Origin of the sequence: Xylella fastidiosa, from assembly GCF_011801475.1 — a bacterium.
Classification (GTDB): domain Bacteria; phylum Pseudomonadota; class Gammaproteobacteria; order Xanthomonadales; family Xanthomonadaceae; genus Xylella; species Xylella fastidiosa.
The window spans coordinates 1,420,939-1,445,063 of sequence record NZ_CP044352.1; the positions used below are offsets into that span (position 1 = coordinate 1,420,939).

Below are 24,125 nucleotides of genomic sequence, written 5' to 3' on the forward strand. Positions count from 1 at the left end.
CCATTGATATTTTTCCACCCCCTCATGATCACCCTGACCCACCGCCACATCGGCACCATCACCCTGGATGCAGTGCTTGAAGAAACGCACCAAGCCGAGCTGCGCATCACTGAAAACCCGATAGAGTCTGGCGCGATGATTGGCGATCACGCCGTTCTGATGCCGCAGACCGTCACCATTGCTGGCATTGTGGTGGACTACCACCCCCAGCGCAGCCCAGCCCCTGCCGCAGAGGAACACAGGGCCGAGCCATTGAATTTCCTGACCGATCGCGTCCCATTCCCCACGGACCTGCTGCCCTTCACCGCTCAGGCGCTGCGTGTGGCCCAACGTGAGCTGCCCTCGGTGATCAGCCAAGCCACTGCACCCCAGAGCGACGGCCAGCACGCCGTGCGCCCTCTGGCCGATTGGCTGCCGGATTACCAGCCCATCACCCCCCGTGATGATTCTGCCACCACAGGCCGCATTGCCCAGGTGTACACCGCCCTACGGAATCTACAACGCAGCGGACAGACCCTGGAGGTACACACCGGCGTCCAGACGTATCAAGACATGTTGATTCTCTCCATTGCGTCCAGACAAACCCAGGATGGTTCGATTGAATGCGTGCTGACAGTGCGAGAACTGTTCATCGTCAAGACAACATCGATTTCTGGTGTCTCATTGCCCGCCCCCAAACGCGGCAGGAGCGCCTCCCAAGGCGCGGCGCAACGCCACAGCGGCCAGACCCACCCTAAGCCGGTGGACACCGAGAAGAACCGCTCCTTACTGCGTCAGATGTCTGGACTGTTCTGATGTGGCAGATTCCCGTGGATAGCAGCGCGTATCAGACCCAGTCGTTTCGCGTAGGTGCCGAGTCCCTACGCTTGATCCTGCGATGGAATCCGGTCCCGTGTTGCTGGTCGATGGACCTGTACACCGCGACCCTAGATCAGCCCGTGGCGCAAGGCGTCCCCCTGGTGGTGGGCGTCCCCCTGCTGTGGCGGCGTCCTGTGGATTACTTCTTTTGGCTGACAGATGAAAGCGGTTTAGAGATGGACCCGATGCGCCACGATGACCTGGGCGAACGCTGCTTGCTGTTTGTTGGATTAAAAGAGCAGGTCCGCCCATGAAACAGTTTGGCCGCCAGTATCGCCTGGAGCTGGGGTCCAGCCACGATGGGATTGCCATCGACACCCTGCGCATCGCCTTTGACATCCGTAAAACCAGCGACTCCACCCCCAACCCCGCCAAGATCACCGTCTGGAATCTCAACCGCGATCACCTGAGCTTGCTCACCAGCCGACAGTACAACAGGGTCCGGCTACTCGCCGGTTATGCCGACCTGCGCCTGTTATTTGTCGGTGACATCATCAAGCCTTCTGTGAGACGCGATGGAACCGATTACATCATTGAACTGGAATGCGGCGATGGCGATCACGACTACCGCCATGGGCATGTTTGCTTATCGTTGGCCGCAGGGGCGACCGATGCCCAGGTACTGCGGGCACTGAGTACCTCCATGCCGTCTACCCGGCTGGGACCTATCCAGATGCAGGGACAACGTGGCTTGACCCGCGGCAAAGTCCTGTCGGGCAATACCCGCGACCTGCTGGATGCAATGGCCAACAATCATGGTGCGGACTGGTCCATCCAGGATGGCGCACTGATGTTACTGCCTGCCGATACCGTCCTGGCCGGTGACGCCGTGCTGCTGTCTCAAAGCAGCGGCATGATTGGCTCCCCCGAAGTGACCGATGATGGATTAAAAATCACCACCTTGCTCAATCCGGCCTTGCGCATCGGCGGCCTGGTGCGCGTGGACTCGATCATCCCTATCTACAACGGCGACTACAAAATCACCTCACTGCAAGACATGGGCGATGTCATGGCCGAAGCCTGGTTCAGTACGGTGACCTGTGTGGGCGGTGATTTTCAGAACGTGAGGCCGTCTGTATGAGTCTGGATGACTGGAATAACGCCTCCCTCAGTGCCGTACTGCAACGCAGTACCGAAGCGCTGGCCCAGCGCCTGCGTGTGGCCTTGCCTGGGCAGATCGTCCGCTTTAACCCAGTCACCCAAACGGCGACCGTACAGCCGTTGATCCAGCAGAAGAGGAACGATGGCTCCCTTCAGCCCTTACCGGTACTCCAGGATGTGCCGGTATCCTTCCCGCGGGGCGGCGGCTTTGTGATCACCTTCCCCGTGGCTGCTGGGGATGAATGCGAACTCATCTTCCAAGATCGCTGCATGGATGCCTGGTTCCAGTCTGGCCGTGCGTCCGAGCCTGTGGACTATCGCCTGCATGACCTGTCTGATGCCGTTGCCTGCGTGGGAATTGCTTCCTTACCCAATGTCATTCCGAGGTTTGAAATGGACGGCGTGGTACTGCGCACCCTGGATGGCCGCGCCTCATTCAAACTGGATACCCAAGGCGTGATCACGCTGCGCGGCAGCAAACTGGTTCTTGATCTTCCCGTGGAATTCACCCAGGGACTGCGTGGTCATGGCGACGTCGTATCAAACCGCATCGGCCTGGAGACACACACCCACGACAACGTGGAGAACGGCCCAGGACAGACAGGCCCGGCCCAATGAGAGTGCGGCGCTTGGACAGCCAAGGGGATTGGACCTTCGGCAACGGGCGCGGCAACTATGCTGCCGCCAGCGATTGCCTGGCACAGCGCGTAAAAACACGGCTGCGCTCCTTGCGTGGCAACTGGTTCCTGGATCTGGACCACGGCCTGCCGTGGCTGGAGCTGATGGAGCGGCCTGCCGACCTGGTACACCTGGAGCAGGAGGTCAAGCGAACCATCCTCAGCACCGAAGGGGTGCGCCGCCTCACCGCCTTCTCAATGGCCTTGGAGGCTGACACCCGCACCTTAACCATCCAGGTCACCTTGCTGGATGTGGACCAGCAGGCGATGACCGTTAGCACCACCGTATGACCGTGTGCACAACAAGCACCACCGTTCATGCGGGCAGGATGTCAATTGGTATTTTGTCATTCATTCAATTGTTGCTCCGCTATAATGGTGCAAGCACAGTTTCAGCTTGCCCACTGGTGCGCTACGGAGGTGACCCCATGAGTTGTCTGACCATTGACATCACGGACCAGCAGCACCAAAGCTTGAAGGCACTCGCCGCCTTACAGGGAAAGACAGTCGAGCAGTATGCGTTGGAACGCCTATTCCCAAGCGATACTGATGCCGATCAGGCATGGCAGGATCTGAAAACCCTGGTTGGAACGCGCATCAGTGAAGGGCTGGCGGGGAAAGTGTCCACCAAAAGCATCAATGAAATTCTCAATGAAGAACTAACCTAGGGTCGGGCTTGACCGGCTACATTCTCACTGCTGCGGCAGAAACTGATCTGCGCAGTATCATCCGCTACACGCGCAAACAATGGGGCGATGCGCAGATGCGCCGCTATATCGCCACGCTGGAACAGGACATGGCCAGTCTCGCTGCTGGCCGCGGTGTTTTCAGGAACATGAGCGTACTGTTTCCGGCACTACGGATGGGCCGGTGCGAACATCATTACGTTTTCTGTTTACCCCGCGAGGGAGCGCCTGCGCTGATTGTGGCTATTTTTCATGAGCGCATGGATCTCATGACACGACTGGCTGACCGACTCAAATAAGCCGAATAGCCCTAGCGGTAAAGCGCATGAGTAAAGCACTTTCTTTTAAGGCGATCTAATTCGTGTTGATCATTTCGGAGATGCCTTTTTGATCAAGAAAAGATATCCAATGAACGACCACACCCGCCACCTTGGCGATTGAGTAAACCATGGGAAAAGTCACCACCAGCGGATACGAAGCCGAGCGGCTGGATACGATCATTGCCCGCTTGCAAGAAGGCTTCCGCTGGATTTACGGCAACGATATCAACGTTGATCCAGACAGCCCCGATGGCCAGTTGATTGGCCTGATTGCACAGATCAAAGCCGATCTGGAAGAACTGGGCACGGACATCCACCGGCAACTGGACCCGGATTACGCCAGTGGCGCATGGCTAGAACAACGCGTGGCCTATGCGGGCCTCACCCGCAGGCGAGCCAGCTACAGCTACTTACGCAATGTCACTTTGACCGGCACACCCGATGCCTTGATCCCGGCAGGGTATGTTGTTTCAGATCCCAATCGCTGCCGCTGGCAGCTCGTGTCACCCGTGCGCCTGGATGCCACTGGCCACGCATATGCAGACTTTCGCAGCGATACCTTAGGCCGTTTTGACGTCCCGGCACACACCGCCCTGACCATTGAAACCGTGGCCCTGGGCTGGGACTCGGCCCTCACGACCGAGGACGCCGAAGCAGGGACAGAAGAAGAGTCCGATGCGGCGCTGCGCGCCCGCTTCTTTAAAAGCCGTGCCAAGACATCCACCAACAATGCTGACAGCATCCAGGCCACGCTCTGGGGGCTGCCCGACGTGCGCCACGTCGTCTGCTTAGAAAACTTCACCGATACCGTGGATGCTGCGGGAGTCCCCGCCCACGGCATTAACGTCATTGTGGAGGGGGGCCGGGATGAGGCCATTGCTGAAGTGATCTATCACCATAAAACACTCGGGACAAACATGCGTGGTGAGGTACGGGTAGAGATTAAAAACAAACACGGCCAACCTAGAGAGATCTATTTTGACCGGTCCGTTGCGCCGCCCGCATCGAAGTAGAGCGCGATAGCAGCACGTCCGGTATTGATACCCATGCGATCAAACAGGCATTGGCCGAGCGCTCCTTTCTGATTGGCGAGCACGTCCACCGCAGCCGACTGTATACCCAAATTAATAGTGTCCCAGGCTTTTGGGTGACATCGCTGATGATCGGTCAAGCAGGCCAAGCGTTGTCTGAGCAGAATATTCCTATCGACGTGAGAAGCATGGCGCGCTTTGCAATGAATGATCTCCAGGTCATCGTGCGATGAGCTACGCGGACCTGTTGATCTGGCAGTACAAGGGCCAACCCAAGGCCACCGCCACCGCTGCATTGATCAGCGATACCTTCGGCACCACCTGGAACGGCTTAGCCGATCTGCGCCAGACATTGGATATCGAACGCGCCACCGGAACACACCTTGACCTCATCGGCCAGCATGTCGGTCAATCCCGTATTTTATCCAGTGAACGCACCCCCGTACGGCACGATCTGAGCTTGGACGATGCAGCCTACCGCTTTCTCATCAAGTGCCGCATTGCCAAAAATCACATGACCGGCACCGCGCCCAATATGGAGGAAGTCCTGGACTTCATCTTTCCCGGCAGCGCCGCAGTGCTGGACCACTACGACATGAGCTATACCGTGTTTGTCAGTACTGCAATGATTTCAGACGTCATCGGCCATGCCATCACCGTGCTGGACATTTTGCCTCGTCCAGCAGGCGTGCGGGTTCGCTACAACCTTGTGACGCATCTGCCCTTCGGATACGAGCGCAGCAACCGTAACTACACACACGGCACCTTTGGCGACCCACCCGAGCGATAACCCATGACAGAACACTACTTCCGTACCCCCTTTGCCCAGCAAGGGGACAGGATCCACGTGCCCGAAGCCAAAGACAGTCACGGCTTTGTGAGCTACACCCAAGGATGGGGGCCGGACTATCAAAAAGATTTAACCAAGGAGCCGACGGCTAAACCCGTAGAACGCACTGTCATGAATGCCGTGCTGCACGCCATCACCACGGTGCTTAAAGGCTACCAGGAATACGGCAGCCCTGAATTCATCACCGCCGAACAGAATAACGGCACGCCATTTTCATACATGCGTGGGGTGATCGTCCGATACCGCCCGGATCACGCAAGCCGTTACGGGCTGTATCTGTCCACGGCTGACAACAACACCGATACACCGCTACAGAATGAACCCAACCGCTGGACGGCACTCTCCAGGTACGAGCCTGGACAGATTGTCTACACCGCAGGCAAACGCGCCTTACCCGGCACCCTGTTGTGTGATGGCCGCGCTGTATCGCGTGCCATGTACCCACGCCTGTTTGAGGAAATCAACACCAGTTATGGTGCCGGTGATGGTGTCAGCACCTTCAACATTCCCAATTTTCTTGAAGGCACCGTCGGCGTTCACACCGCCGACCCTGCCTTGGTCGGCACCTTCACCAGCGGGCAGGTGATCTCCCATGCGCACACCGCGACGGCCGAGGAGGGCGGTAGGCATCTCCATCCTGTCACAGTCCATCCCGCAGGCCGCCATACACACCCTGCCAGCGCAGCAGCGGCGGGCAATCATCTACACCAGGCATGGAGCGACGAACAAGGATTGCACCAGCATACAGGCAGCACCTCTTGGGACGGTGACCACGCGCATATCTTGGGTTCTTTCAGAGCGATCTATGCCTCTGGAAGAGACATGGGTTTTTATGAGCAAAATCAAGGCAAAGTCACGACCAATGTCACTGGCGGGCATCTACACAGATTCACCACCGATGCAAACGGCAAGCATGCCCATAACATCAGCATGCAGGCCGCAGGGTTTCATGTGCATGACATTGCTGTAACAGCAGAGGCAGATCATGCTCACGCGGCAACAGCCGAATCGGCAGGCAGGCATGGCCACACTGTGTCCATTGATCGCTTTGGAGAACACCACAACCTGCCCGCTGGACTGCGCGTCATGGCGTGTTTAGTCGTTTTGATTGATTATTGTTTATTAAAGAACATTGATTATGAGGATGTTGCATCGTGGCTGGTGGGTGGCGGGCAATTGTATTTTTGATCTGGATGCACGCACTGAATCATAGGCGTTGGTGAGTGGCATTGCCCCACGATATGTGGCGGTGAAGGTCCGTTTTTTGTGGTTGCTTTTGCTGTGCTGATGCTCAGCGTGGCGATGCTTTTAGGTTGCTGAAACTTTCCTTATAGGGTTGCAGCGCTGGGATATCGTGCAGTAGTTCTGTCTTCAGTGCGTCAATTTTCGGTGTGCTCTGCAGAGTCAGTGCGTTCGGCTTGGTGTTGGTGTCTGGGGGAGTGTGTGATGACATGATCCCCAACGCGTGCTGACGTAGCATTTGTAGCTGTCCAAAAAGTTTTTGCAGTTTGACGCGTGTGGCGGGGGATTGTGGTAAGTCAACGTCATCAATTTTCAGTGTTCCGTCTGGCATGATGAGCGCGTTGGCGGCGGGAGCACGGCGTAGCATGACCACCTGGCTGGTGACTTCCAGGCGTGGCTTGGAGCGTTCGGCGCGTGAGCTGGTTGACTGGCTCTGGTTACATGCCGATAGGGCAAGCATTGTCAGTATCAGGAGCAGCGCGATGATCTTGTTCATAGGTGTGTTGTTAGAAGTAGGTTTGTTGTTAGATAAAAGAACGTCATTGTAGATTGGTGGGTGAGTTGTGTTGGTGGTTTCTGTCGCTGAGGCTTTTTACCTTTTCCATAGCATTCGATGCTGGACACGCTCTCTTTAGCAGGAGTGGTCAGGGCATGCCATCCTGGCGCCGTTTCATTTCTTGCATGTGGTCGAGGTCACGTAGCCACTTGGGGGCAATGGCTTATTGCGATGCGGATGTTATGAACTTAGAAAAAGTCAGAGTTCGTTACTGCGGTGGCGTAGATAGATAGCGGCGATGATGAAGGCGATACCGACGCATACGCCGATCCAGAGGTCGGAGGTGTGGTAAATCTGAACCCTTTGGCTTTGTTGCAGCATAGGGTTAATGAAGTTATCTTCGTATTCCTTGAGATAATTACTGTACATATTTGCTTCACTCACTTTCAGTGTAAGCCAGCTGAAGGGAATGATGCTTAGTAGGCCTCGGTAGACGACCATGTGCCAGATATCAAACAGAGGCAGGCTGACACCCGGCATGGCTCCTAAGATGGTGATCATCATGCAGCTGAGTATCGGTAGCAGTAATGCCCACAAGAACGGTTTTGTTTTGACCCAGGCTGAGCAGAACATCAGCCAACCTATTGTCGGTAGTGACCACAGTAGCTGTTTCGGAATGGCGTCCAGCATCAACGACACAATCTGAAATGGATGCGAGTGCGTGATCATTGCCCATGGGTACGGTTGCGCTGCGATCAGTAAGCCGATGCTTGCCACCAGAAGTAGGGTCAGCCCGGTAACCATCCCAACGGTCACGGCGATCAGTGGCCCTGGCAGCAGTGCCCATGTGACCTTAGAAAGCACCGTTTGGATATCAGAGATTGGCAGCGATTTCCAAAACAGGATGGTGCGGTCATGGCGATCGTTGTGCAGGCTGCTCAATGCGTAGAACAGCACGGAGAAGGTGAGCACCACGCTGATTAAAAAGATGCTGCTCAGTATTAAGATATCGCCCGCGGGGCCAAGGAAGTACTCGGCATCCCCCGTATAAATGCTTCCATTTGTGCCGTTATTAATTGAACGAGTCACCCCGATCACTGTACCGAGAATCCCGAAAAACACGGCGATCGCCCCAGTGATGACTGGGGCCCAGAAAAAGCTGCCGCGATGTTCCCAATATTCGCGCTTGAGCAGCCATAGGAAGGTTTTTAATTTAGGCAGGATAAGAGTGTTCATGCGTAGGTTCCGTTCATGACCGCCACAAACAAGTCTGCCAAGCTTGGTGTACTGGTGGTGCCGAGGGGTGTTAGCTGATCTTTGGGGATGCCATCAAACAACATGACGGTGTGACTTGATGGCCGCTTATGTTCGTCGATGGGTCCGAGTGCGCGTGCGCTGTCGAGTTTGTCGGTATCCACTAACACCTCGGTGTAGCGCTTGGCTAAGTTTTGTACGTCTGTATTGAGCACGATGTGGCCGTCGCGGATAAACATCACATCGGTGAGGATCTGTTCGATCTCTTCGATCTGGTGGGTGGTGATCAGGATGGTTCTTTGTTCGTCAAAGTAGTATTCCTGCAGGTGCCTGTAGAATTGTTTGCGGTAAAGAATGTCCAGGCCCAAGGTTGGTTCGTCCAGGACCAGCAGGCGTGCGTCAATGGCCATTACCAGCGCCAGATGCAATTGCACAATCATTCCCTTGGATAGCTCGCGCACCCGTGCTCCGCGGGGTAGTTGAGTGCGTTCTAAGAAACCTTCGCACTTAGTACGGTCAAAGCGTGGATGTACCCCAGAGACGAAATCAATCGCCTCATTGACCCGTAGCCAGCGTGGCAGGAGCGCCACATCGGCGATGAAGCAGACATCGTTCATCAGTGCGTTGCGTTGCCGGTACGGGTCCATGCCGAGCACTTGCAACTGACCTTGGTAGCTGGTCAGGCCCAGGATTGCTTTGAGTGCTGTGGTTTTACCGGCGCCATTAGGGCCAATCAAGCCAACGATGCGACCAGGTCCAAAGCGAAACGACAGACCAGCCAGAGCAACGGTATTTTTATAGGTCTTAAGCAATCCCTTGGCGAGGATCATCGGATCGTGTTCTGTGGTGTTCATAGCGTTCGGTTCCTTGCGGCTGGTAGATATTCCAGAGGCAGTTGCATGTATTGCATAGGTTCTATCAATGCAGCGTATGTTTTTTTAAGGAAGTGGCCGTGATCGCTGTTGTGTCGTGTGAGTGCTGTTTTTTGAGTCATCAGCTGCTCAGTCCAGGCCGTATTTTCACCAGATTGCCATCAGAGAGTGTTTGGCGCATACATAACAAGGTGATGGGGTTGAGTCGGTATGTTTCAGCGACTTAGCGTACTGACGCCAGGGGATCACTCAGTACGGCTAGTGCGTGCAACATCATGGGGATGGAAGCCTGTTGTCTTTTGTTGTTGGATGTGGGCATTCCCGCTCCATTGGAGAGTGGGAATGAGTCAACGTTGTGAAGGCAGAGGCTGTGTGATGGATGAAATAGTGAAATAAGGGATTCACGTTGATGTGCTTCGCTGGTTCGCGCTTGGCATGGGTGCTTAGCTTCCTTTATTCCATTTTGAAGCATCGTAACCAATGGTTTATCCCGATGATTTGAGAGGATGTTCTGTTTAAGCTGATGACCGTAGAGGTCAGGCGATGTATGACAAAAGACAGCCTGAACAATACAGTGAATGAGTTGCATTGCATTGCATTGCGCCTTTTATACACCAGGTTACAGGTGATTTGTGATGTAGGTAAAAAATTTCGCACGATATGCAGGCAATGACCTGTGATGCGCAAGCGATGGCGATACAGTGACCTGATTGATGGTGCCTGCTCCTAGGGAGAATAGATGAACATGCTCAATGTGTTGAGGTTTCCCGTTTTGGCTTTGGCTTTGGCTTTTGTTTCTAGTGGTGTACTGGCCGATGTGGGGAGTTTGCTGGATTTGGATTACCGTCCGTTGGCCGGTAAAGAGACTGTCAATTTGCAGCGCCTTTATGGTGGCAAGGTGCTGTTGGTGGTCAATACCGCCAGTAAATGTGGTTTTACCCCGCAATACGAAGGATTAGAGGCATTGCACCAGAAATTGTCGCCACTTGGTTTTGCTGTACTTGGTTTTCCATCCAACGACTTTAAGGGGCAAGAACCAGGTGATGAGCAGCAAATTCAGGAATTCTGCACGCTGACGTATGGGGTTAAGTTTCCAATGTTTCAGAAGGTTCACGTCAAAGGCAATGAGGTCACGCCACTGTATCAGCGCTTGACGCAGACGACGGGTGTGGCACCGGGCTGGAACTTTCACAAGTACCTCATTGCGCGTGATGGCCATGTTGTGGCTCAGTTTGATAGCCGTACGCGGCCTGATGATCCAATTCTGTTGGAAGCGATCAAGCGTGAGTTGGCAAAGTCGGTGCAGGTAGTGCACTGATTGGGCACACGTGCAGCAACGGCTTGTATCCCTGCGGCAGTCGTTGTTGCTCCCATTGGGAAGACACGTTGCTGAGTGAAGGTGTGTGCTGGAATACGCTTGAATATCTTGAAGTTGGCAGACAAAAAATACCGTGAAGTAGCGGATGACGAATTGCTTAGCGGGTAACATCGCACTCCAATCTCGAAGTGAGTGGAGTCTCTGATGAGATAAGGGGCAGGCATGGTTTTCTGCTGATGGTGGCAAACGGGGCCGGTCACGGATGGAGAGGGATGCGCTCATTACAATGTTTTCTTTTCCAGAATTGTTTGTATGCAGAGACGACCCATTGGGATTGTTATGCACTTATTGCATTGGGCAATCAGTGGTGACTATCAGTGTTGTTGCATTGCAACCCGAATTCACAGTTTGAAGCGGTTCGGCGAGCGCATGATCTGCGGTGATTTTGATGATCTGCACAGACGTGTTGTGTGACTCAATAGCTTCACTCAACGTCGAACCCCTGTTACCGTCACCTGTTGTTCTTAACCCTTCAGCTCATTGTTATGTCTAACGTTATGTCCAACAAAGTTATGTCCAATAAAGTTCATGAGACAATGTCAGGAATGCCGCAGTGGCAGCTGACCCATGATTTTATTTTTCCAGGAATCGCACTGAATGAAGATACAAATGCGCCATGCTGTCGTGTCGCTACTGGTCGCAGCAATGTCTGCCTCCTTACCCGCTATGTCCAAACAATCGGTTTCCGTTGTGAATAATCAAGAGAAAACGGTGTTGAGCACCGAAAAAGAGAAAGTCAGTTATGCCATTGGTTTGGACATTGCGCGATCGCATGTGTTCGAGCTGATTGCTCAAGACATTGATGTTGCTGCACTACAGCGTGCGATCGAAAATGTCTTCAAGGGTGGGCCGCCTTTGATCTCTGAGGAAGTTGCTCAGACAACCGATACTGCGCTGCGTGCCATGTTGGCAGCTCGTTCCGGGCAACAGGAAGCTTCGGGGACTGCGCCGCCTGCTGTATCCAAAGAGAACATTGGTCTCATGCTTGGGAGCTATATGGTCGGCCCGTCGCTGCTGGCGATCAAGGATGATATTGATCTTCCTGTGCTTCTACAGGCACTGCGTACCAGATTCGCAAAGCGCACACCGTTGATGGATGAACAAGAAATGACCACAAGGATGCAAGCATTTGTGGCCTCTAAAAATGCTGTGGTTGCAGGAAAAAATCGTGATGAGGGCAGTGCTTTTCTCTCTAAGAACAAGAACGAGAAGGGCGTGGTCACCACCGCTTCAGGTCTTCAGTACATGGTGTTGCGGCAGGGAAGCGGCTCACGTCCGACCCCAAGTAATAATGTGCGTGTCAACTACGAGGGCAAGCTGCTCAGCGGTCAAGTGTTTGATAGCTCTTATCAGCGTGGTCAGCCGGCCGAGTTTGGTCTTGGTCAGGTGATTAAAGGGTGGTCTGAGGGGCTGTCGTTGATGCCTGTCGGTTCTAAGTACCGTTTTTGGATTCCTGCTGATCTTGCTTACGGGCAGCAGGGGACTCCGGGTGGTCCGATTGGTCCTGATGCAACGTTGACCTTTGACGTGGAGCTGCTCAGTATCCTCCCTTAATCCCCCCCCGTTTTAAGGAGTCATCATGCGTGTTGCGATTTTCGGTACTGGTTATGTCGGTCTCGTTACAGGAACTTGCCTGGCTGAAGTCGGACATGAGGTGCTTTGTGTTGATATCAACCAAGAAAAAGTTGATGGTCTCAATTGTGGGGTTATTCCTATTTATGAACCTGGGTTGGAACCGATGGTCAAGGCCAACCATGCCACCGGACGATTGCGTTTTACGACGGATTCGGTTGCGGCCATTGCTCATGGTGAAATTACTTTTATCGCTGTCGGTACGCCTCCGGATGAAGATGGTGCTGCGGACTTGCAGTATGTGTTAGCGGTGGCACGTACCATCGGTCAGTGCATTGATAGGCCGACGATTGTGGTCAATAAGTCCACAGTGCCAGTGGGGACTGCCGATCAGGTGCGTGCTGCCATCCAGCATGAGATGGATGTGCGTGGCGTGGACTTCAAGTTTGAGGTGGTTTCTAACCCAGAGTTTCTGAAGGAGGGTGATGCAGTTGCTGACTGTATGCGTCCGGATCGTATTGTGATCGGTGCCAGAAGTCGGGATGCAGTGGTTCGCATGCGTCGTCTGTATGCGCCTTTTAACCGTAATCATGACCGTATTGTTGAGATGGATGTGCGTTCGGCCGAACTGACAAAATATGCGGCTAATGCAATGTTGGCCACTAAGATCAGTTTTATGAACGAAGTTGCCAACATTGCTGAGCATGTGGGTGCTGACATTGAATATGTGCGTAAAGGTATCGGTTCTGACCCACGCATCGGTTGGCACTTTATCTATCCTGGTGTTGGCTATGGTGGTTCGTGTTTTCCCAAGGACGTCAAGGCGTTGGCACGTACTGCACAGCAATATGGTGTGGATCCGAAGCTGCTTAACGCGGTGGAAGATGTTAATCATGCACAGAAGGGACATCTGTTTGAACTCATGCTGCGTCACTATGGATGTAGTGGTGAGAGCACGATGTTGGCTGGGAAAACATTTGCAGTGTGGGGATTGGCATTCAAGCCTAATACCGATGATATGCGCGAGGCTCCCAGTTGCCGATTGTTAGTGCAATTGTGGAAGGCAGGTGCTCAAGTGCGTGCTTATGATCCCGAGTCCATGCAGGAGGCGCGCAGGATATTCGGTGAACGTGATGATCTGGTGTTTTGTGAGACCGCGTATGCGGCTTTGCAATGTGCTGATGCTTTGATTGTAGTGACTGAGTGGAAGCAGTTTCGCAGCCCGGATTTTTTTGTTATTCGAGACGCTTTGAAAGACGCTGTGATCTTTGATGGTCGTAATCTTTATGATCCGCAGGAAATCGAAGAAGCAGGGTTGGCCTACTATGGGATCGGGCGGGGCCGTTCGTTGCATGCATGAAAAGCTACTGACACTGTGTGATTGTGCGTTTGAAGCCCGCCTAATTGAATTGGAGATGCGTGTTTCTTTCCAAGAACAAGCGTTGACTGAAATAAGCGAAGCCTTGGCAGAAACTCGGTTGATCGGGGCACGTAATGCTGAGTTGATGCGTCATTTGCTTGAGGAGTTGGGCAAGGTACGCAATACACTGTATGAGCATCCGATCGACGAACCACCTCCGCACTATTGATTATTTCATCGTCCGTTTTCCTTACATTCCCTTCTTTTTGCCGCTATGACCAATAGTTTCCGAGACCAGTTGGTGGGTTTGGGTTTCAAGCCATCTCCTAAGCCAGAAAGTAAATCCACTCCCGGAGGAAAGGGACGTGCTGTGCCTGCGAAGTTAGGCAAGTCGGTGGGCGCGTATGGTGCGCATCCACAACCAAGTTCCAGCAATAAGTCAGGTTCTGGTGAGAGACCGAAGCGGCGTCTACTGCATTCTCAGGAGGATATTGATTTAGCCAAGGCTTACGCGATTCGAGCGCAGCGTGAGAAGGCGGAGCAAATCGAGAGCGAACGCTTGAAGCAGGAGGCCACACGTCAACGCTGGGAGGCCAAGGCGAGGTTCGAAGCGTTGATCAAGGATAAGGTCCTTAATCAACCTGATGCGGATATTGCCCGTTATTTTCCTTATGGAGGCAAGATCAAGCGTATTTACGTGACTGCCGATCAACTTAAGGCGCTTAATGCGGGTGAGTTGGGGGTGGTTCAACTGAAAGGTCGCTATTTGCTGGTGACAGCGGAGCTGTTGGCGCAGGTTGAGATGGTGTTCGCACCTGCGATTGCGTTGAAAGTCGATCCGAATGCGTTGGAACAGGGAGATTGCTCTGTGGATCCGAAATACCAAGTGCCTGACGACTTGTTCTGGTAAGTATTACGTTTAATGATGTTTGGGGGGGGGGATTTGATGCGGTGCGGCAGTGCTCAGTTTCTCACGTTGTATGTCCGGCATACTGATTTGCCAGCTTTGCGAGATTTTAGTGAAGTGATTAATGCACTTTGAGATGTTGTACTGCTTCTCGTAAGGATAAGTTACTTTTGAGATGCATTTGTCTACGGTGCTGGGCGGTGTATTGTTCTTGCGGGGATGATGAGATTACGTGGTAGTGTTTGTTGGCATGGCAGCGTATTTTGCGGTGTCTTCTTGATACACGTGATGTGTATATTGTGATTGCTGCCAGAAACGGATGTTGTCAGTAGTGTTGTTTAGAAGTAGGCAGGAGTACATCATTTTTAATGATGTCTTTTCTCTCTCATGTACGGCATGGAATAAGTGATCTACGAGTGAGCGCTAGACATGGGGTTGCGTCGATATTTCAGAGGAGACGATCCGATTCTTTCTATCGTGAATGGTGGAAAGGATGAGTTGCCTTATATAAATCAGATGAGCTATTGGCTTGATTGAATGGTCATAGTGACGGTAGTGAGGTTGTGTCTTAGGTGGGGTGTTTGATTTTTTCTGGTTGTGGCCTCGGGGCTATGATGTGTCGTCCATCTTCCAGACTGTGTTATGTGTTCAATGTCAGTCATGTTTATTACAGGAGATCATGCGATGTGGCAGGTGTTGTGCTGGTCGTGGTGTTCCGCTGTCTTGTCGTGTCTGCGCTGAATGTTGTGCAAAGCAATGTGGATGCCAGTTGCCGATCGTTGTCGATTTTTGCTATGCAGTGTGTCCACTGTGTTTGTGACGCATGAGCGCTTCCTATCCTTTTCTTCCTGGTTCACTTTTATTCAATGACTTCTAATAAAACTGTCAGTAACAATGTTGCAATGGCGGTAGCTACCACGATTTTTTTTATGTGGGGATTTTTGACATGTCTCAATGATATTTTGATCCCACATTTGAAGGCGGTTTTTGAGCTTAATTTTTCGCAAGCGATGTTAGTGCAGTTCACGTTCTTTGGTGCTTATTTCTTGATGTCATTGCCTGCTGAGTACGTGGTGGCGCGGCTGGGATATAAGAAAGGTATTGTTGCTGGTTTGTTGATTGCTGCAATCGGTACATTCTGTTTCTGGCCGGCAGCAGAAATGCGTGTGTATGGGTCATTCCTTGGCGCGTTGTTTATATTGGCCACTAGTATCACTGTGTTGCAGGTTGCTGCGAATCCATTTGTTTCTTTGCTAGGTGCCGAGCGTAATGCTTCTGCACGGCTGACATTGGCTCAGGGGTTTAATTCGTTAGGCACTGCAATTGCACCTTTGATCGGCGGCTGGTTTATTCTGTCTGGTACGGTGAAGAGTGCCGATGAGTTGCAGACGTTGTCTGCGGCGGAGCAATTGGCCTACCGGGTTCAAGAAGCGCAATCGGTACAAGGGCCTTATCTTGTGCTGACTTTGGTCCTGGTAGTGTTGGCTGCAATAGTGTTTCTTTTTCGGCTGCCTCACTTAAAGGAATCTACAGAACAAAATGTTCGGGGGCATCATTACACTCTCAGTGACGCATTACGTCATCCGCATGTGATATTTAGTGTATTGGCGATCTTTTGTTATGTCGGTGCGGAAGTAGCCATTGGTAGTTTGATGGTCAGTTACTTCTCAATGCCACACATTGGTGGTTTTAGTGAGCAGCAGGCGACGCACTACGTCAGCATTTACTGGACATTGGCGATGGTGGGCCGTTTCGCTGGTTCTGGGTTGCTGACGTTGTTCCAGCCGCGTAGGTTGTTGGCGTTTTTCGCGCTGATTAATGCGGGGATACTTGGTGTTAGTGTGGCGACGAGTGGCATAACAGCGGTCTATGCGTTGGTTGCCATTGGTCTATTTAATTCGATCATGTTTCCAACCATTTTCACTTTGGGTATTGAGCGTCTTGGGCCACTGACCGGACGTGCTTCGAGTCTAATGATTATGGCGATCGTTGGTGGTGCGGTGGTGCCGTATTTACAGGGTGTGTTAGCCGATCATGTCGGTTTGCAGGTGTCGTTCTTGCTGCCGCTGTTTTGTTATCTCTACATTGTGTTCTATGGAATATGGGGTTCGTGTATCCGCGGTGTACTGACTGAGCGTCTGTCGTGAGCGTTGCACTGTCTATTGATCTGTCTAAAAAGAAAACGATTCTTTGTTTTGGTGAAGCATTGATCGATATGTTGGCGCAGCCTCTGGTAAAGAAGGGAATGCCACGTGCGTTTCTGCAATGTGCTGGAGGTGCACCGGCCAACGTCGCGGTGGCGGTCGCCAGGTTAGGTGGTGCGGTGCAGTTTGTTGGCATGCTTGGTAGTGACATGTTCGGTGATTTTCTGTTCGACAGTTTTGCCGAGGCGGGTGTGGTGACTGATGGCATTGTGCGTACTAGTACGGCAAAAACAGCATTGGCTTTTGTGGCGCTGGATGCACATGGTGAACGTAGTTTCAGTTTCTACAGGCCGCCAGCGGCTGACTTGTTATTTCGTGTTGAGCATTTTCAAGATGCGAGTTTTTCCGATGCACTGATATTCCATGCGTGTTCCAATAGTATGACGGATGCAGACATTGCCGAAGTGACTTTTGAAGGGATGCGACGTGCGCAGGCCGCTGGTGCAATCGTCAGTTTTGACCTGAATTTTCGTCCGATGTTATGGCCGAATGGAGAAAATCCGGCATCGCGGTTGTGGAAAGGTTTGTCTTTAGCTGATGTGGTCAAACTATCTAGTGAAGAATTGGATTATTTAGCCAATACGCTCGCTGCAGATGCGAATGCGGTGATTCAGCAATTATGGCAGGGCAGGGCGCAGTTGCTGTTGGTTACTGATGCCGCTGGTCCGGTACATTGGTACACGCGTACCGCGGGGGGGAAGTACCGACATTCCGTGTCCAGGTACAAGACAGTAATGCAGCGGGTGATGCTTTCGTTGGAGGCATGTTGTACACGTTTGCACAGCAGTTTGATGATGCCGCCGCGCTGATTGATTTTTGCCATGATCCCGAGTCGATTGTGAGTACGTTGCGTTTTGCTGCTGCAGTGGGTGCGCTTGCCGTGACGCGTCAAGGGGCTTTCACTGCTATGCCGATGCTTTCTGAGGTTCTTTCTTTGATTCAAGAGCAATCATGACTCCATTACCTGCAACTCCTGTTCCGGATTTCCGTTCAGCGGATTTCCTGCGTACACATATCAGCGACACCATGGCGTTTTATCATCCTCGCTGTATCGATTCGGCGGGTGGTTTTTTCCACTATTTCCGCGACGATGGCAGTATCTACAATGCTACTCATCGCCATTTGGTCAGTAGTACGCGTTTCGTTTTCAATTACGCGATGGCTTATCTGCAATTTGGCACCGCAGAGTATCTAGATGCCGTTCATCATGGTTTGAGTTATGTGCGCGATGTGCATCGCAATCCAGCCACTGGTGGTTATGCTTGGACGCTTTGTGATGATCGTGTTGAAGATGATACCAATCATTGCTACGGGCTAGCGTTCGTGATGTTGGCGTATTCATGCGGGCTGAAAGTGGGGATTAAGCAGGCGCGGGAATGGATGGATGAAACGTGGTGCTTGCTGGAACGGCATTTTTGGGATGCTGAGTATGGCCTGTACAAGGATGAGGCCGATGCGCAGTGGAATTTCACGCGCTATCGCGGACAGAATGCCAACATGCATATGTGCGAGGCGATGTTGGCGGCCTATGAGGCCAGCGGTGAGCAGCGTTATTTGGAGCGTGCGCTAGTGCTCGCTGATCGTATCACCCGTCGTCAGGCCGCTAAAGCAGATGGCTTGGTGTGGGAGCATTACGATATGCGCTGGGAAGTCGATTGGGATTATAACCGTGACAATCCCAAGCATTTATTCCGACCCTGGGGCTTCCAGCCAGGACACCAGACCGAATGGGCTAAGTTGTTGTTGATTTTGGATCGTTATATTGAGGTTGAATGGTTGGTTCCGGTTGCGCGTTCCTTATTCGATGTTGCCGTAGCGCGTTCGTGGGATGCTGTACGTGGAGGCTTATGCTATGGGTTTGCTCCAGACGGTACGATCTGCGATGACGATAAGTATTTTTGGGTGCAGGCTGAGTCGTTAGCTGCTGCTGCGTTGCTGGCTACACGTAGCGGTGACGAGCGTTATTGGCAGTGGTACGACAGGTTGTGGGCGTATGCTTGGCAGCACATGGTTGATCATCGCTACGGTGCTTGGTACCGCCTCCTTGATGGTGACAATCGCAAGTACAACGATGAGAAGAGTCCGGCTGGCAAGACCGATTATCACACTATGGGGGCTTGTCATGAGGTGCTCAATGTTGTCTGGACGAAGTCGTAGCGACATGCCGCAAAAGGGCGGATTGCCGTGAAGATGGGATCGCTATAACTTATAGAGTGTTAAGAGTTTTTATATCGGCGTGCTATGAGTTCTAGCAACAATATCATGTAATGCGGCTTTTTCATTTTTAATTTTATTGCTTAGTTTCTTGTTCAAACGCTGAATATTTTTACAGACATTCTTGCGTGCAACTTTGATATTGCGTTCTGAAATTTTTGTCATCAGCTATTTTTTCAATTCACATAAAAATTTCAAACTCTCATTATTTGTTATTCTTGGGATCGAAAATATTAGCTTTGGTCAGTCACACGTCGGTCCTTCGGTGACACGGAAAAGTCTAATAGCTCGCGTGAACCGTGGTTGGCATGATTGATTTTCTTAAAATCCACACCGGCACGATGCAAGGGTCTCAGCGATAGTATCTTCTATTTGATCTGCGGAGATATAATCAGATTATTGAGCAAAATGCTGAAAACAAATGGATATTCATCTGCTGCTGTCACATAGCCGCTCAGCGATGAAACCTCCGTGAAAGAACCGGTCTTGGCAATAACCTTACCCTCGGCAGCTGTACCACGCATCCGATTTCGCAACGGACCTCCGATGAGGCGATCAGGCTGACCCGCTACAGGTAACGAAGCATAAAATGCTGCAAACCATGGCTTTTTACGCGTCGCTAGTAGGATATCTGTCAATATCCAAGAGGTAATAAGATTGTACCTTGACAAGCCAGAACCATCGACCTGAACTAAGGATTCGGAATTGATGCCATCCATAGCAAGCACACCCAAAGTAGCCTGTATACCAGCTGATGCACTCCCCTGATTCAGTGACTTTTCCCCTATCGATTTAAGAAATATTTCTGCCATCGTGTTGTTCGAAAGTTTCATTAAAGGGATAACCAAACTTTCAAGAGGTGCAGCAATGCCTGTATTGGTGTGGCCACCCACTACTGTATGGCCCGCAACTTTGATTCCATAGCGTCTCAACATGGTCTGGAAAGTATCAGAGACAATTAAAAAGAAGGCATTGATACGTTACACAATTTTCGTATCGAATCTCCAGCCTTTACTGTATCCAGATACAAAATGTCATTACTTCCACGTGCTCTGGTAACTATGACTGCGCTGGCATTACCATTGACCACACTGTTGATCACTTTCACTACATTATTACCCGGTTTGCTGTTTCCTGTTCTTGTAGCGCTGACATCAATAATGACAGTCACGGTATTGAAATCTGAGTTTGGAGAACAAAGTCAGCGCTGATATTTGTGCTTCAAAGTATTTATCTTCATCATCAATCATCCACCCAGGACCTAATGCGATTGAATCGAACGAAGTATCGTCCAGAACGAGGTTGCCATCTATTTTTCTAATCCCTAGTGCTGCAAGATTGTTTGCGATCTTGTCGTAGTTATCAGCGCTTAAGATCGGATCCCCGATTCCCTTCAGATACAATTTACCTGAAAAATATCCTATAAGACTAGTTTCGAACTTATAATCGCTCCTCAGCAGCGAAAAGGCTGAATATAGTGTCACGAGCTTAACGTTGGAGGCTGGAGATGTTCGACTCTCCGTATTACGGGGGCGTAAAGAACATCCCCTGTTTTTCCATCGCGTACAGTTAACGCAACCAGACTGCCGACCTTGCTTTTATTGCTTAAAATGATCTTGTCGAGGCGTGAGGCCAAAGACGATCTGGAGATACTACTAGCATCTGACTTTTTAGAAGTCTGATCTTTTATGTGACCGAAAGTACCACATCCGACAAATACAAAAAAACTATAGAAATCAGAATATATTTCATTCCTTTGATTAGCATTCAAAAAATCTCTGACAAAGAATAATGGATATTGATGAAATTATTAAAGAGGAATTTCCATACTTTAATACAATGAAAGTTGTTTTATACGACAACTTATTTAGCCATCATGGAAAGATTTTTTCCCGTAGCGCTACGACCGCCTACGATGCCGCCGATGAGTGGCGGCATCTTGTTCGTGAGGTATAGAAGGATGAGCGAGACAACAAGCATCACACCAAGCTTTTTTAAATCAACTCCAGTGCTTATAATCGGCTAATATTGGTCAACGAACGTCTTATTGATGCCGATAATCAGGGGCATCGTTATAATCTGCGTAACAAGTCTAAGTACCGTTTTGTAGTAGTCGATCGCAATGTCTTGCGTTCACCGACCACCGCCGAAAGAACCTCAATCACAATGATGATGCCGCACACACTGTCGACTGGGGACCATACCGATGTGTAATCCAATACCTTAAATAAAATGTTCAAACAAATTTCTACCCTCCCATGGGGTAATAGGATGTCTGCCCAATCGCTGTTGCATCAATTGTCGACATTGATTCAACGAATGGCCCCTTGGACAGAATCCACTAGAAGAAGCCCATTACCGCAGAGAACCGGATCGTCTCGGTAAGAAACTTCTGAATGTCATCCTTACGTGAAGCCATCATTCCGTAGGTCCAGACCATACTCAGCAGTACTAAGCTCCCAAACAGCCAGGACGCGTAGCTGAGCATCTTGCCAGACTAAGTATTAGTGACCTGATGGAAACATCAGAGCATGTTGTCCAACATATCGGCGCTATCGACAGGCGTTTGCGCATGCGCATGCGCATGCACGGCAAAGCGCAATAGCGCCAATGCAAGCACTGGTTTTACAGGAATCCTCTTCCTGGGCGTGTAGCTGCCCGACTGAACTTGCGCACTGGCGGCACTACGGTAATTCTCGTCACGCATCACAAGGTCAGGATCAGCCTTACATTTTTCGAGTATGGCTTTCTGCTCGTTCTCCTACTGTTTGTAGTACTCATTCGAATGCACAGGTTGACTACACGATGCGAGCAAGATACTCCCTAAACACATACCAGCAGTTTGAATAGCTCGTTTCATTAGAGTTCCTTGAAGATCGCTATGGAAGACAGCCATCGTACGGCCAATGTTGGGATATTTTTCAAGGACGGTAGGCGATCAGAGAGATCACTTCGAAGTGTGGTGGACGTTTTTCACGGGTGACAGTCTCTAAACTGGAGACTGTCAGTGCGGCTTTCTTGATGAATTTGCGGAGTTCTTTGGCGTTGAAGCCCAGATTGACATGGCCATAGGCATTGACCACTGAATGATGTTCGTGTCTTGCTAAGGAACAAAGCAGCAGCCGTCCGCCACGACGCAGTACGCGGGCACCTTCAGCGACTGCCTGTGCCGGTTGTGTCGTGTAGGTGAGGGCATGCATCAGTACGACCAGGTCAAAGCTGGCGTCAGGGAATGGCAGGGCATGCATATCGCCTTCCAGCACTTCGACGTTATCGAGTGTACGCAGCCGCTCACTCGTAGTGGCAACTACCCGTGCGCTGGTGTCGATACAGACGTAACGGTGAGAGTGAGGTGCCATTAATTTGGCCAATACGCCGTCACCGGAAGCAATGTCGAGTACATCGCCAGTTTCTAGTAACGGGAGTGCGGTACGTGCCAGTGCTTCCCAGGTGCGACCTGGAGAATAGTGACGTTCCATGTCGCCTGCGACTGAATCGGCCCAGTTTTGGTCAGCGGCGCGCATTGCCAAGACGCCCGCGACCCCTTCGGCGTCTTGGCGTAATAGTGGATCGTCGCTCCCTGTGCTTAGGGCACACCAAAGGGCGCGCTGGGCTGGATCCAACGTGGATTCGTCAAAGCGGTAGTAAGCCGATACGCCCGCGCGGCGGTCACGGACTAACCCAGCTTCTTTAAGTTTGGCCAAATGGGTAGAGACGCGCGGTTGCGCGAGTCGGGTGATCGCTGATAATTCAGCGACAGTCAACTCTTCTTGTTCCAGGAGAGTCAGCAGACGGACGCGGGTTGCGTCGGCGAAGACTTTGAGGCGTGACGACCAGTCTTCCAAATCCATAAATATGTCTATATCTCGATACAGAGATATTCTCGTTTCTCAGTCCGTCTGGGTCAATCGTACAGCTCTGTTAAATCCTTGCTTTCTGCGGTTTGACCGTTGGTTCATTTCTTGGATGTGACTGGATGTTCAGTTTATTCAAGAATTAAGAAATGGTTGATGATGTGTTGTGGCGGATGATTATGGTATGCAATCAAGCAGGTGAAGCGGGCATAAGATCGTTGTTGGAATGCTTGTTGTCATGGATGGACACACTAAGAAAATACTTGATGGGGTTTGAAGAAGTTTTGATCGTAGTGTGGGTGCGGTACATCTCTTGATGGTTGCAATGTTTCATCTTGCGTTTCCAGTGTGGTGCAATAACGTGATTGGTATGACTGAGTCTGGCTATCCTTAGAGATGCATTGGAGTCTTTGTTCTTAATTTCTTATGGGTGTTCTAGAGGGGCGGGTCGTATGATGCTGTGCATACGAGGTGTCCTTCAGTGCTCTTGGACTCGGAGTATCTGGAGAATGTTTAATAGGCTTTGATGTCTCGGACTCGGATGTCTCGGACTCGGTTGTATGCGGCTGAACCTTCGCAATCGTTCAGTTGATCGTGGCCTGTTGAATGTCCGTTTGGTGTTATGTCTCTCTTCATGTTGTTGCAATACTTCATTACTCAGCGCTGTCATGACTCGCTTCTTTTGTAGGTAAGAGAAGAGATGGGTATGGGTGAATATCTTTGAATATCAATTGAAAATAAAAATCTTGTTTTACGCAAAAATAATTTTTCGATTCTCTATCATTATCAATGTTATTTTAATTAATGGACTTTGAGTCCATTGTGTAAAAATTAAATTTCCAAGAATTTAAGATTTTACTAGTTGTTTGATAATCGTTGATGTTAACGCGACGTATAGCTCATGCCCATTTGGCGGAACGATATCATTAGATAATCTAAAGCCTGTCGTGAGACACGATCGGTCACCGGACGTACTCGTACTGATGGGTGGTCGAATCTCTTGTGCAGTTTATTGTAGATGGCATGAGGTTTGATTTGATGAGTGATGCGTCGGTTGCTTACTTACTCCAATGCTATGGATGACTTACTTACCTAACGTTTGTACAGGTCGTTTAAAGGGTTCAACTAGGGTACTGAGTGTGTGTAATGCGGTGTCTCTGGGATGGTCTACGTTTGCTTAGGCTCTACTGGCTACGTTACCAATGATGGCAACAAGAGGTGCTTCTGTGGGTATTGCGAGATTCAGGGG

At 51.1% G+C, this 24,125-nt stretch carries 27 protein-coding genes and 1 pseudogene; 20 read left to right on the forward strand and 8 right to left on the reverse strand.

Annotation, left to right across the window (positions count from 1 at the left end; genetic code table 11):
• The first annotated feature begins 24 nt into the window (after nt 1-24).
• From F7G16_RS06280 to F7G16_RS06325, 11 genes are all read left to right on the forward strand, one after another.
• Complete coding sequence (locus tag F7G16_RS06280; protein ID WP_004090769.1) at nt 25-795, forward strand: phage baseplate protein; 771 nt, start codon at nt 25-27, stop codon at nt 793-795.
• Nucleotides 795-1,112, forward strand: a complete 318-nt coding sequence (locus F7G16_RS06285) for a phage baseplate plug family protein (protein ID WP_011097873.1) — start codon at nt 795-797, stop codon at nt 1,110-1,112. The genes F7G16_RS06280 and F7G16_RS06285 overlap by 1 nt, the downstream gene beginning before the upstream one ends.
• Nucleotides 1,109-1,939: a phage protein gene (locus tag F7G16_RS06290; protein ID WP_004090766.1), complete on the forward strand. Its 831-nt coding sequence runs from the start codon at nt 1,109-1,111 to the stop codon at nt 1,937-1,939. Before F7G16_RS06285 ends, F7G16_RS06290 begins: the two co-directional genes overlap by 4 nt.
• Nucleotides 1,936-2,577 (forward strand): Gp138 family membrane-puncturing spike protein, encoded by a 642-nt coding sequence (locus tag F7G16_RS06295; RefSeq protein WP_004090764.1) that lies wholly within the window; start codon nt 1,936-1,938, stop codon nt 2,575-2,577. Before F7G16_RS06290 ends, F7G16_RS06295 begins: the two co-directional genes overlap by 4 nt.
• Nucleotides 2,574-2,927, forward strand: coding sequence for a contractile injection system sheath initiator (locus tag F7G16_RS06300; RefSeq protein ID WP_011097872.1), 354 nt, complete (start codon nt 2,574-2,576; stop codon nt 2,925-2,927). The genes F7G16_RS06295 and F7G16_RS06300 overlap by 4 nt, the downstream gene beginning before the upstream one ends.
• A 137-nt stretch (nt 2,928-3,064) precedes the next feature.
• Entirely contained in the window at nt 3,065-3,304 is a 240-nt protein-coding gene (locus F7G16_RS06305; protein ID WP_011097871.1) for an antitoxin, read from the forward strand.
• Nucleotides 3,305-3,312: 8 nt separating this feature from the next.
• Entirely contained in the window at nt 3,313-3,621 is a 309-nt protein-coding gene (locus F7G16_RS06310) for a type II toxin-antitoxin system RelE/ParE family toxin (protein ID WP_004089386.1), read from the forward strand.
• Between the two features lie 149 nt (nt 3,622-3,770).
• Nucleotides 3,771-4,655, forward strand: coding sequence for a baseplate J/gp47 family protein (locus tag F7G16_RS06315; RefSeq protein WP_236641892.1), 885 nt, complete (start codon nt 3,771-3,773; stop codon nt 4,653-4,655).
• A 50-nt stretch (nt 4,656-4,705) separates the two neighbouring features.
• Entirely contained in the window at nt 4,706-4,906 is a 201-nt protein-coding gene (locus tag F7G16_RS12175) for a hypothetical protein (protein WP_236641891.1), read from the forward strand.
• Nucleotides 4,903-5,463 (forward strand): baseplate wedge 1 family protein, encoded by a 561-nt coding sequence (locus tag F7G16_RS06320; protein WP_014607744.1) that lies wholly within the window; start codon nt 4,903-4,905, stop codon nt 5,461-5,463. The genes F7G16_RS12175 and F7G16_RS06320 overlap by 4 nt, the downstream gene beginning before the upstream one ends.
• Nucleotides 5,464-5,466: 3 nt before the next feature.
• Nucleotides 5,467-6,711, forward strand: a complete 1,245-nt coding sequence (locus F7G16_RS06325) for a phage tail protein (RefSeq protein ID WP_038233088.1) — start codon at nt 5,467-5,469, stop codon at nt 6,709-6,711.
• Between the two features lie 103 nt (nt 6,712-6,814).
• Here F7G16_RS06325 and F7G16_RS06330 read toward each other — a convergent pair whose 3' ends face one another.
• The 3 genes from F7G16_RS06330 to F7G16_RS06340 form a co-directional block, all read right to left on the reverse strand.
• A complete protein-coding gene (locus tag F7G16_RS06330; protein ID WP_004087355.1) occupies nt 6,815-7,261 on the reverse strand; it encodes a hypothetical protein in 447 nt (148 codons plus the stop codon).
• Between the two features lie 258 nt (nt 7,262-7,519).
• Nucleotides 7,520-8,497, reverse strand: coding sequence for a hypothetical protein (locus tag F7G16_RS06335; protein ID WP_004087353.1), 978 nt, complete (start codon nt 8,495-8,497; stop codon nt 7,520-7,522).
• Entirely contained in the window at nt 8,494-9,369 is an 876-nt protein-coding gene (locus F7G16_RS06340) for an ABC transporter ATP-binding protein (protein ID WP_004087352.1), read from the reverse strand. Before F7G16_RS06340 ends, F7G16_RS06335 begins: the two co-directional genes overlap by 4 nt.
• A gap of 757 nt (nt 9,370-10,126) precedes the next feature.
• Here F7G16_RS06340 and F7G16_RS06345 point away from each other — a divergent pair.
• The 8 genes and pseudogenes from F7G16_RS06345 to F7G16_RS06380 all read left to right on the forward strand — a co-directional run bounded on the left by F7G16_RS06345 (nt 10,127) and on the right by F7G16_RS06380 (nt 18,965).
• Nucleotides 10,127-10,705 (forward strand): glutathione peroxidase, encoded by a 579-nt coding sequence (locus tag F7G16_RS06345; protein WP_011097981.1) that lies wholly within the window; start codon nt 10,127-10,129, stop codon nt 10,703-10,705.
• Between the two features lie 657 nt (nt 10,706-11,362).
• On the forward strand, nt 11,363-12,319 hold the full coding sequence (locus tag F7G16_RS06350) for an FKBP-type peptidyl-prolyl cis-trans isomerase (protein ID WP_004084986.1): 957 nt from the start codon (nt 11,363-11,365) through the stop codon (nt 12,317-12,319).
• A gap of 25 nt (nt 12,320-12,344) precedes the next feature.
• Nucleotides 12,345-13,697, forward strand: a complete 1,353-nt coding sequence (locus F7G16_RS06355; RefSeq protein WP_004087335.1) for a UDP-glucose dehydrogenase family protein — start codon at nt 12,345-12,347, stop codon at nt 13,695-13,697.
• The gene (locus tag F7G16_RS06360) at nt 13,690-13,926 is read left to right on the forward strand and encodes a SlyX family protein (RefSeq protein WP_004087333.1); all 237 of its coding nucleotides are present in this window, start codon (nt 13,690-13,692) and stop codon (nt 13,924-13,926) included. Before F7G16_RS06355 ends, F7G16_RS06360 begins: the two co-directional genes overlap by 8 nt.
• Nucleotides 13,927-13,971: 45 nt before the next feature.
• The gene (locus tag F7G16_RS06365; protein WP_004087331.1) at nt 13,972-14,607 is read left to right on the forward strand and encodes a DUF2058 domain-containing protein; all 636 of its coding nucleotides are present in this window, start codon (nt 13,972-13,974) and stop codon (nt 14,605-14,607) included.
• Between the two features lie 863 nt (nt 14,608-15,470).
• On the forward strand, nt 15,471-16,751 hold the full coding sequence (fucP, locus tag F7G16_RS06370; RefSeq protein WP_038233085.1) for an L-fucose:H+ symporter permease: 1,281 nt from the start codon (nt 15,471-15,473) through the stop codon (nt 16,749-16,751).
• A gap of 68 nt (nt 16,752-16,819) precedes the next feature.
• Nucleotides 16,820-17,763 (forward strand): annotated as a pseudogene (locus F7G16_RS06375) (carbohydrate kinase family protein).
• The gene (locus F7G16_RS06380) at nt 17,760-18,965 is read left to right on the forward strand and encodes an AGE family epimerase/isomerase (protein ID WP_004087327.1); all 1,206 of its coding nucleotides are present in this window, start codon (nt 17,760-17,762) and stop codon (nt 18,963-18,965) included. Before F7G16_RS06375 ends, F7G16_RS06380 begins: the two are co-directional and overlap by 4 nt.
• Before the next feature lie 425 nt (nt 18,966-19,390).
• On the opposite strand, the gene dacB is transcribed toward F7G16_RS06380, so the two are convergent.
• Together dacB and F7G16_RS12180 are read right to left on the reverse strand one after the other, a co-directional pair.
• Nucleotides 19,391-19,957, reverse strand: a complete 567-nt coding sequence (gene dacB, locus F7G16_RS06385) for a D-alanyl-D-alanine carboxypeptidase/D-alanyl-D-alanine endopeptidase (RefSeq protein WP_004087326.1) — start codon at nt 19,955-19,957, stop codon at nt 19,391-19,393.
• Nucleotides 19,958-20,176: 219 nt separating this feature from the next.
• Entirely contained in the window at nt 20,177-20,506 is a 330-nt protein-coding gene (locus F7G16_RS12180) for a D-alanyl-D-alanine carboxypeptidase (protein WP_228446141.1), read from the reverse strand.
• Nucleotides 20,507-21,050: 544 nt separating this feature from the next.
• Between F7G16_RS12180 and F7G16_RS06395 the strand changes: the two genes are divergently transcribed.
• Nucleotides 21,051-21,236, forward strand: coding sequence for a hypothetical protein (locus F7G16_RS06395; protein ID WP_038231627.1), 186 nt, complete (start codon nt 21,051-21,053; stop codon nt 21,234-21,236).
• 127 nt (nt 21,237-21,363) lie between these two features.
• On the opposite strand, the gene F7G16_RS06400 is transcribed toward F7G16_RS06395, so the two are convergent.
• From F7G16_RS06400 to F7G16_RS06410, 3 genes are all read right to left on the reverse strand, one after another.
• A complete protein-coding gene (locus tag F7G16_RS06400) occupies nt 21,364-21,510 on the reverse strand; it encodes a hypothetical protein (RefSeq protein ID WP_004084970.1) in 147 nt (48 codons plus the stop codon).
• A gap of 36 nt (nt 21,511-21,546) precedes the next feature.
• Nucleotides 21,547-21,729 (reverse strand): hypothetical protein, encoded by a 183-nt coding sequence (locus tag F7G16_RS11975; RefSeq protein ID WP_004087325.1) that lies wholly within the window; start codon nt 21,727-21,729, stop codon nt 21,547-21,549.
• A gap of 214 nt (nt 21,730-21,943) precedes the next feature.
• Complete coding sequence (locus F7G16_RS06410) at nt 21,944-22,873, reverse strand: ArsR/SmtB family transcription factor (protein ID WP_004087323.1); 930 nt, start codon at nt 22,871-22,873, stop codon at nt 21,944-21,946.
• Between the last annotated feature and the right edge of the window lie 1,252 nt (nt 22,874-24,125).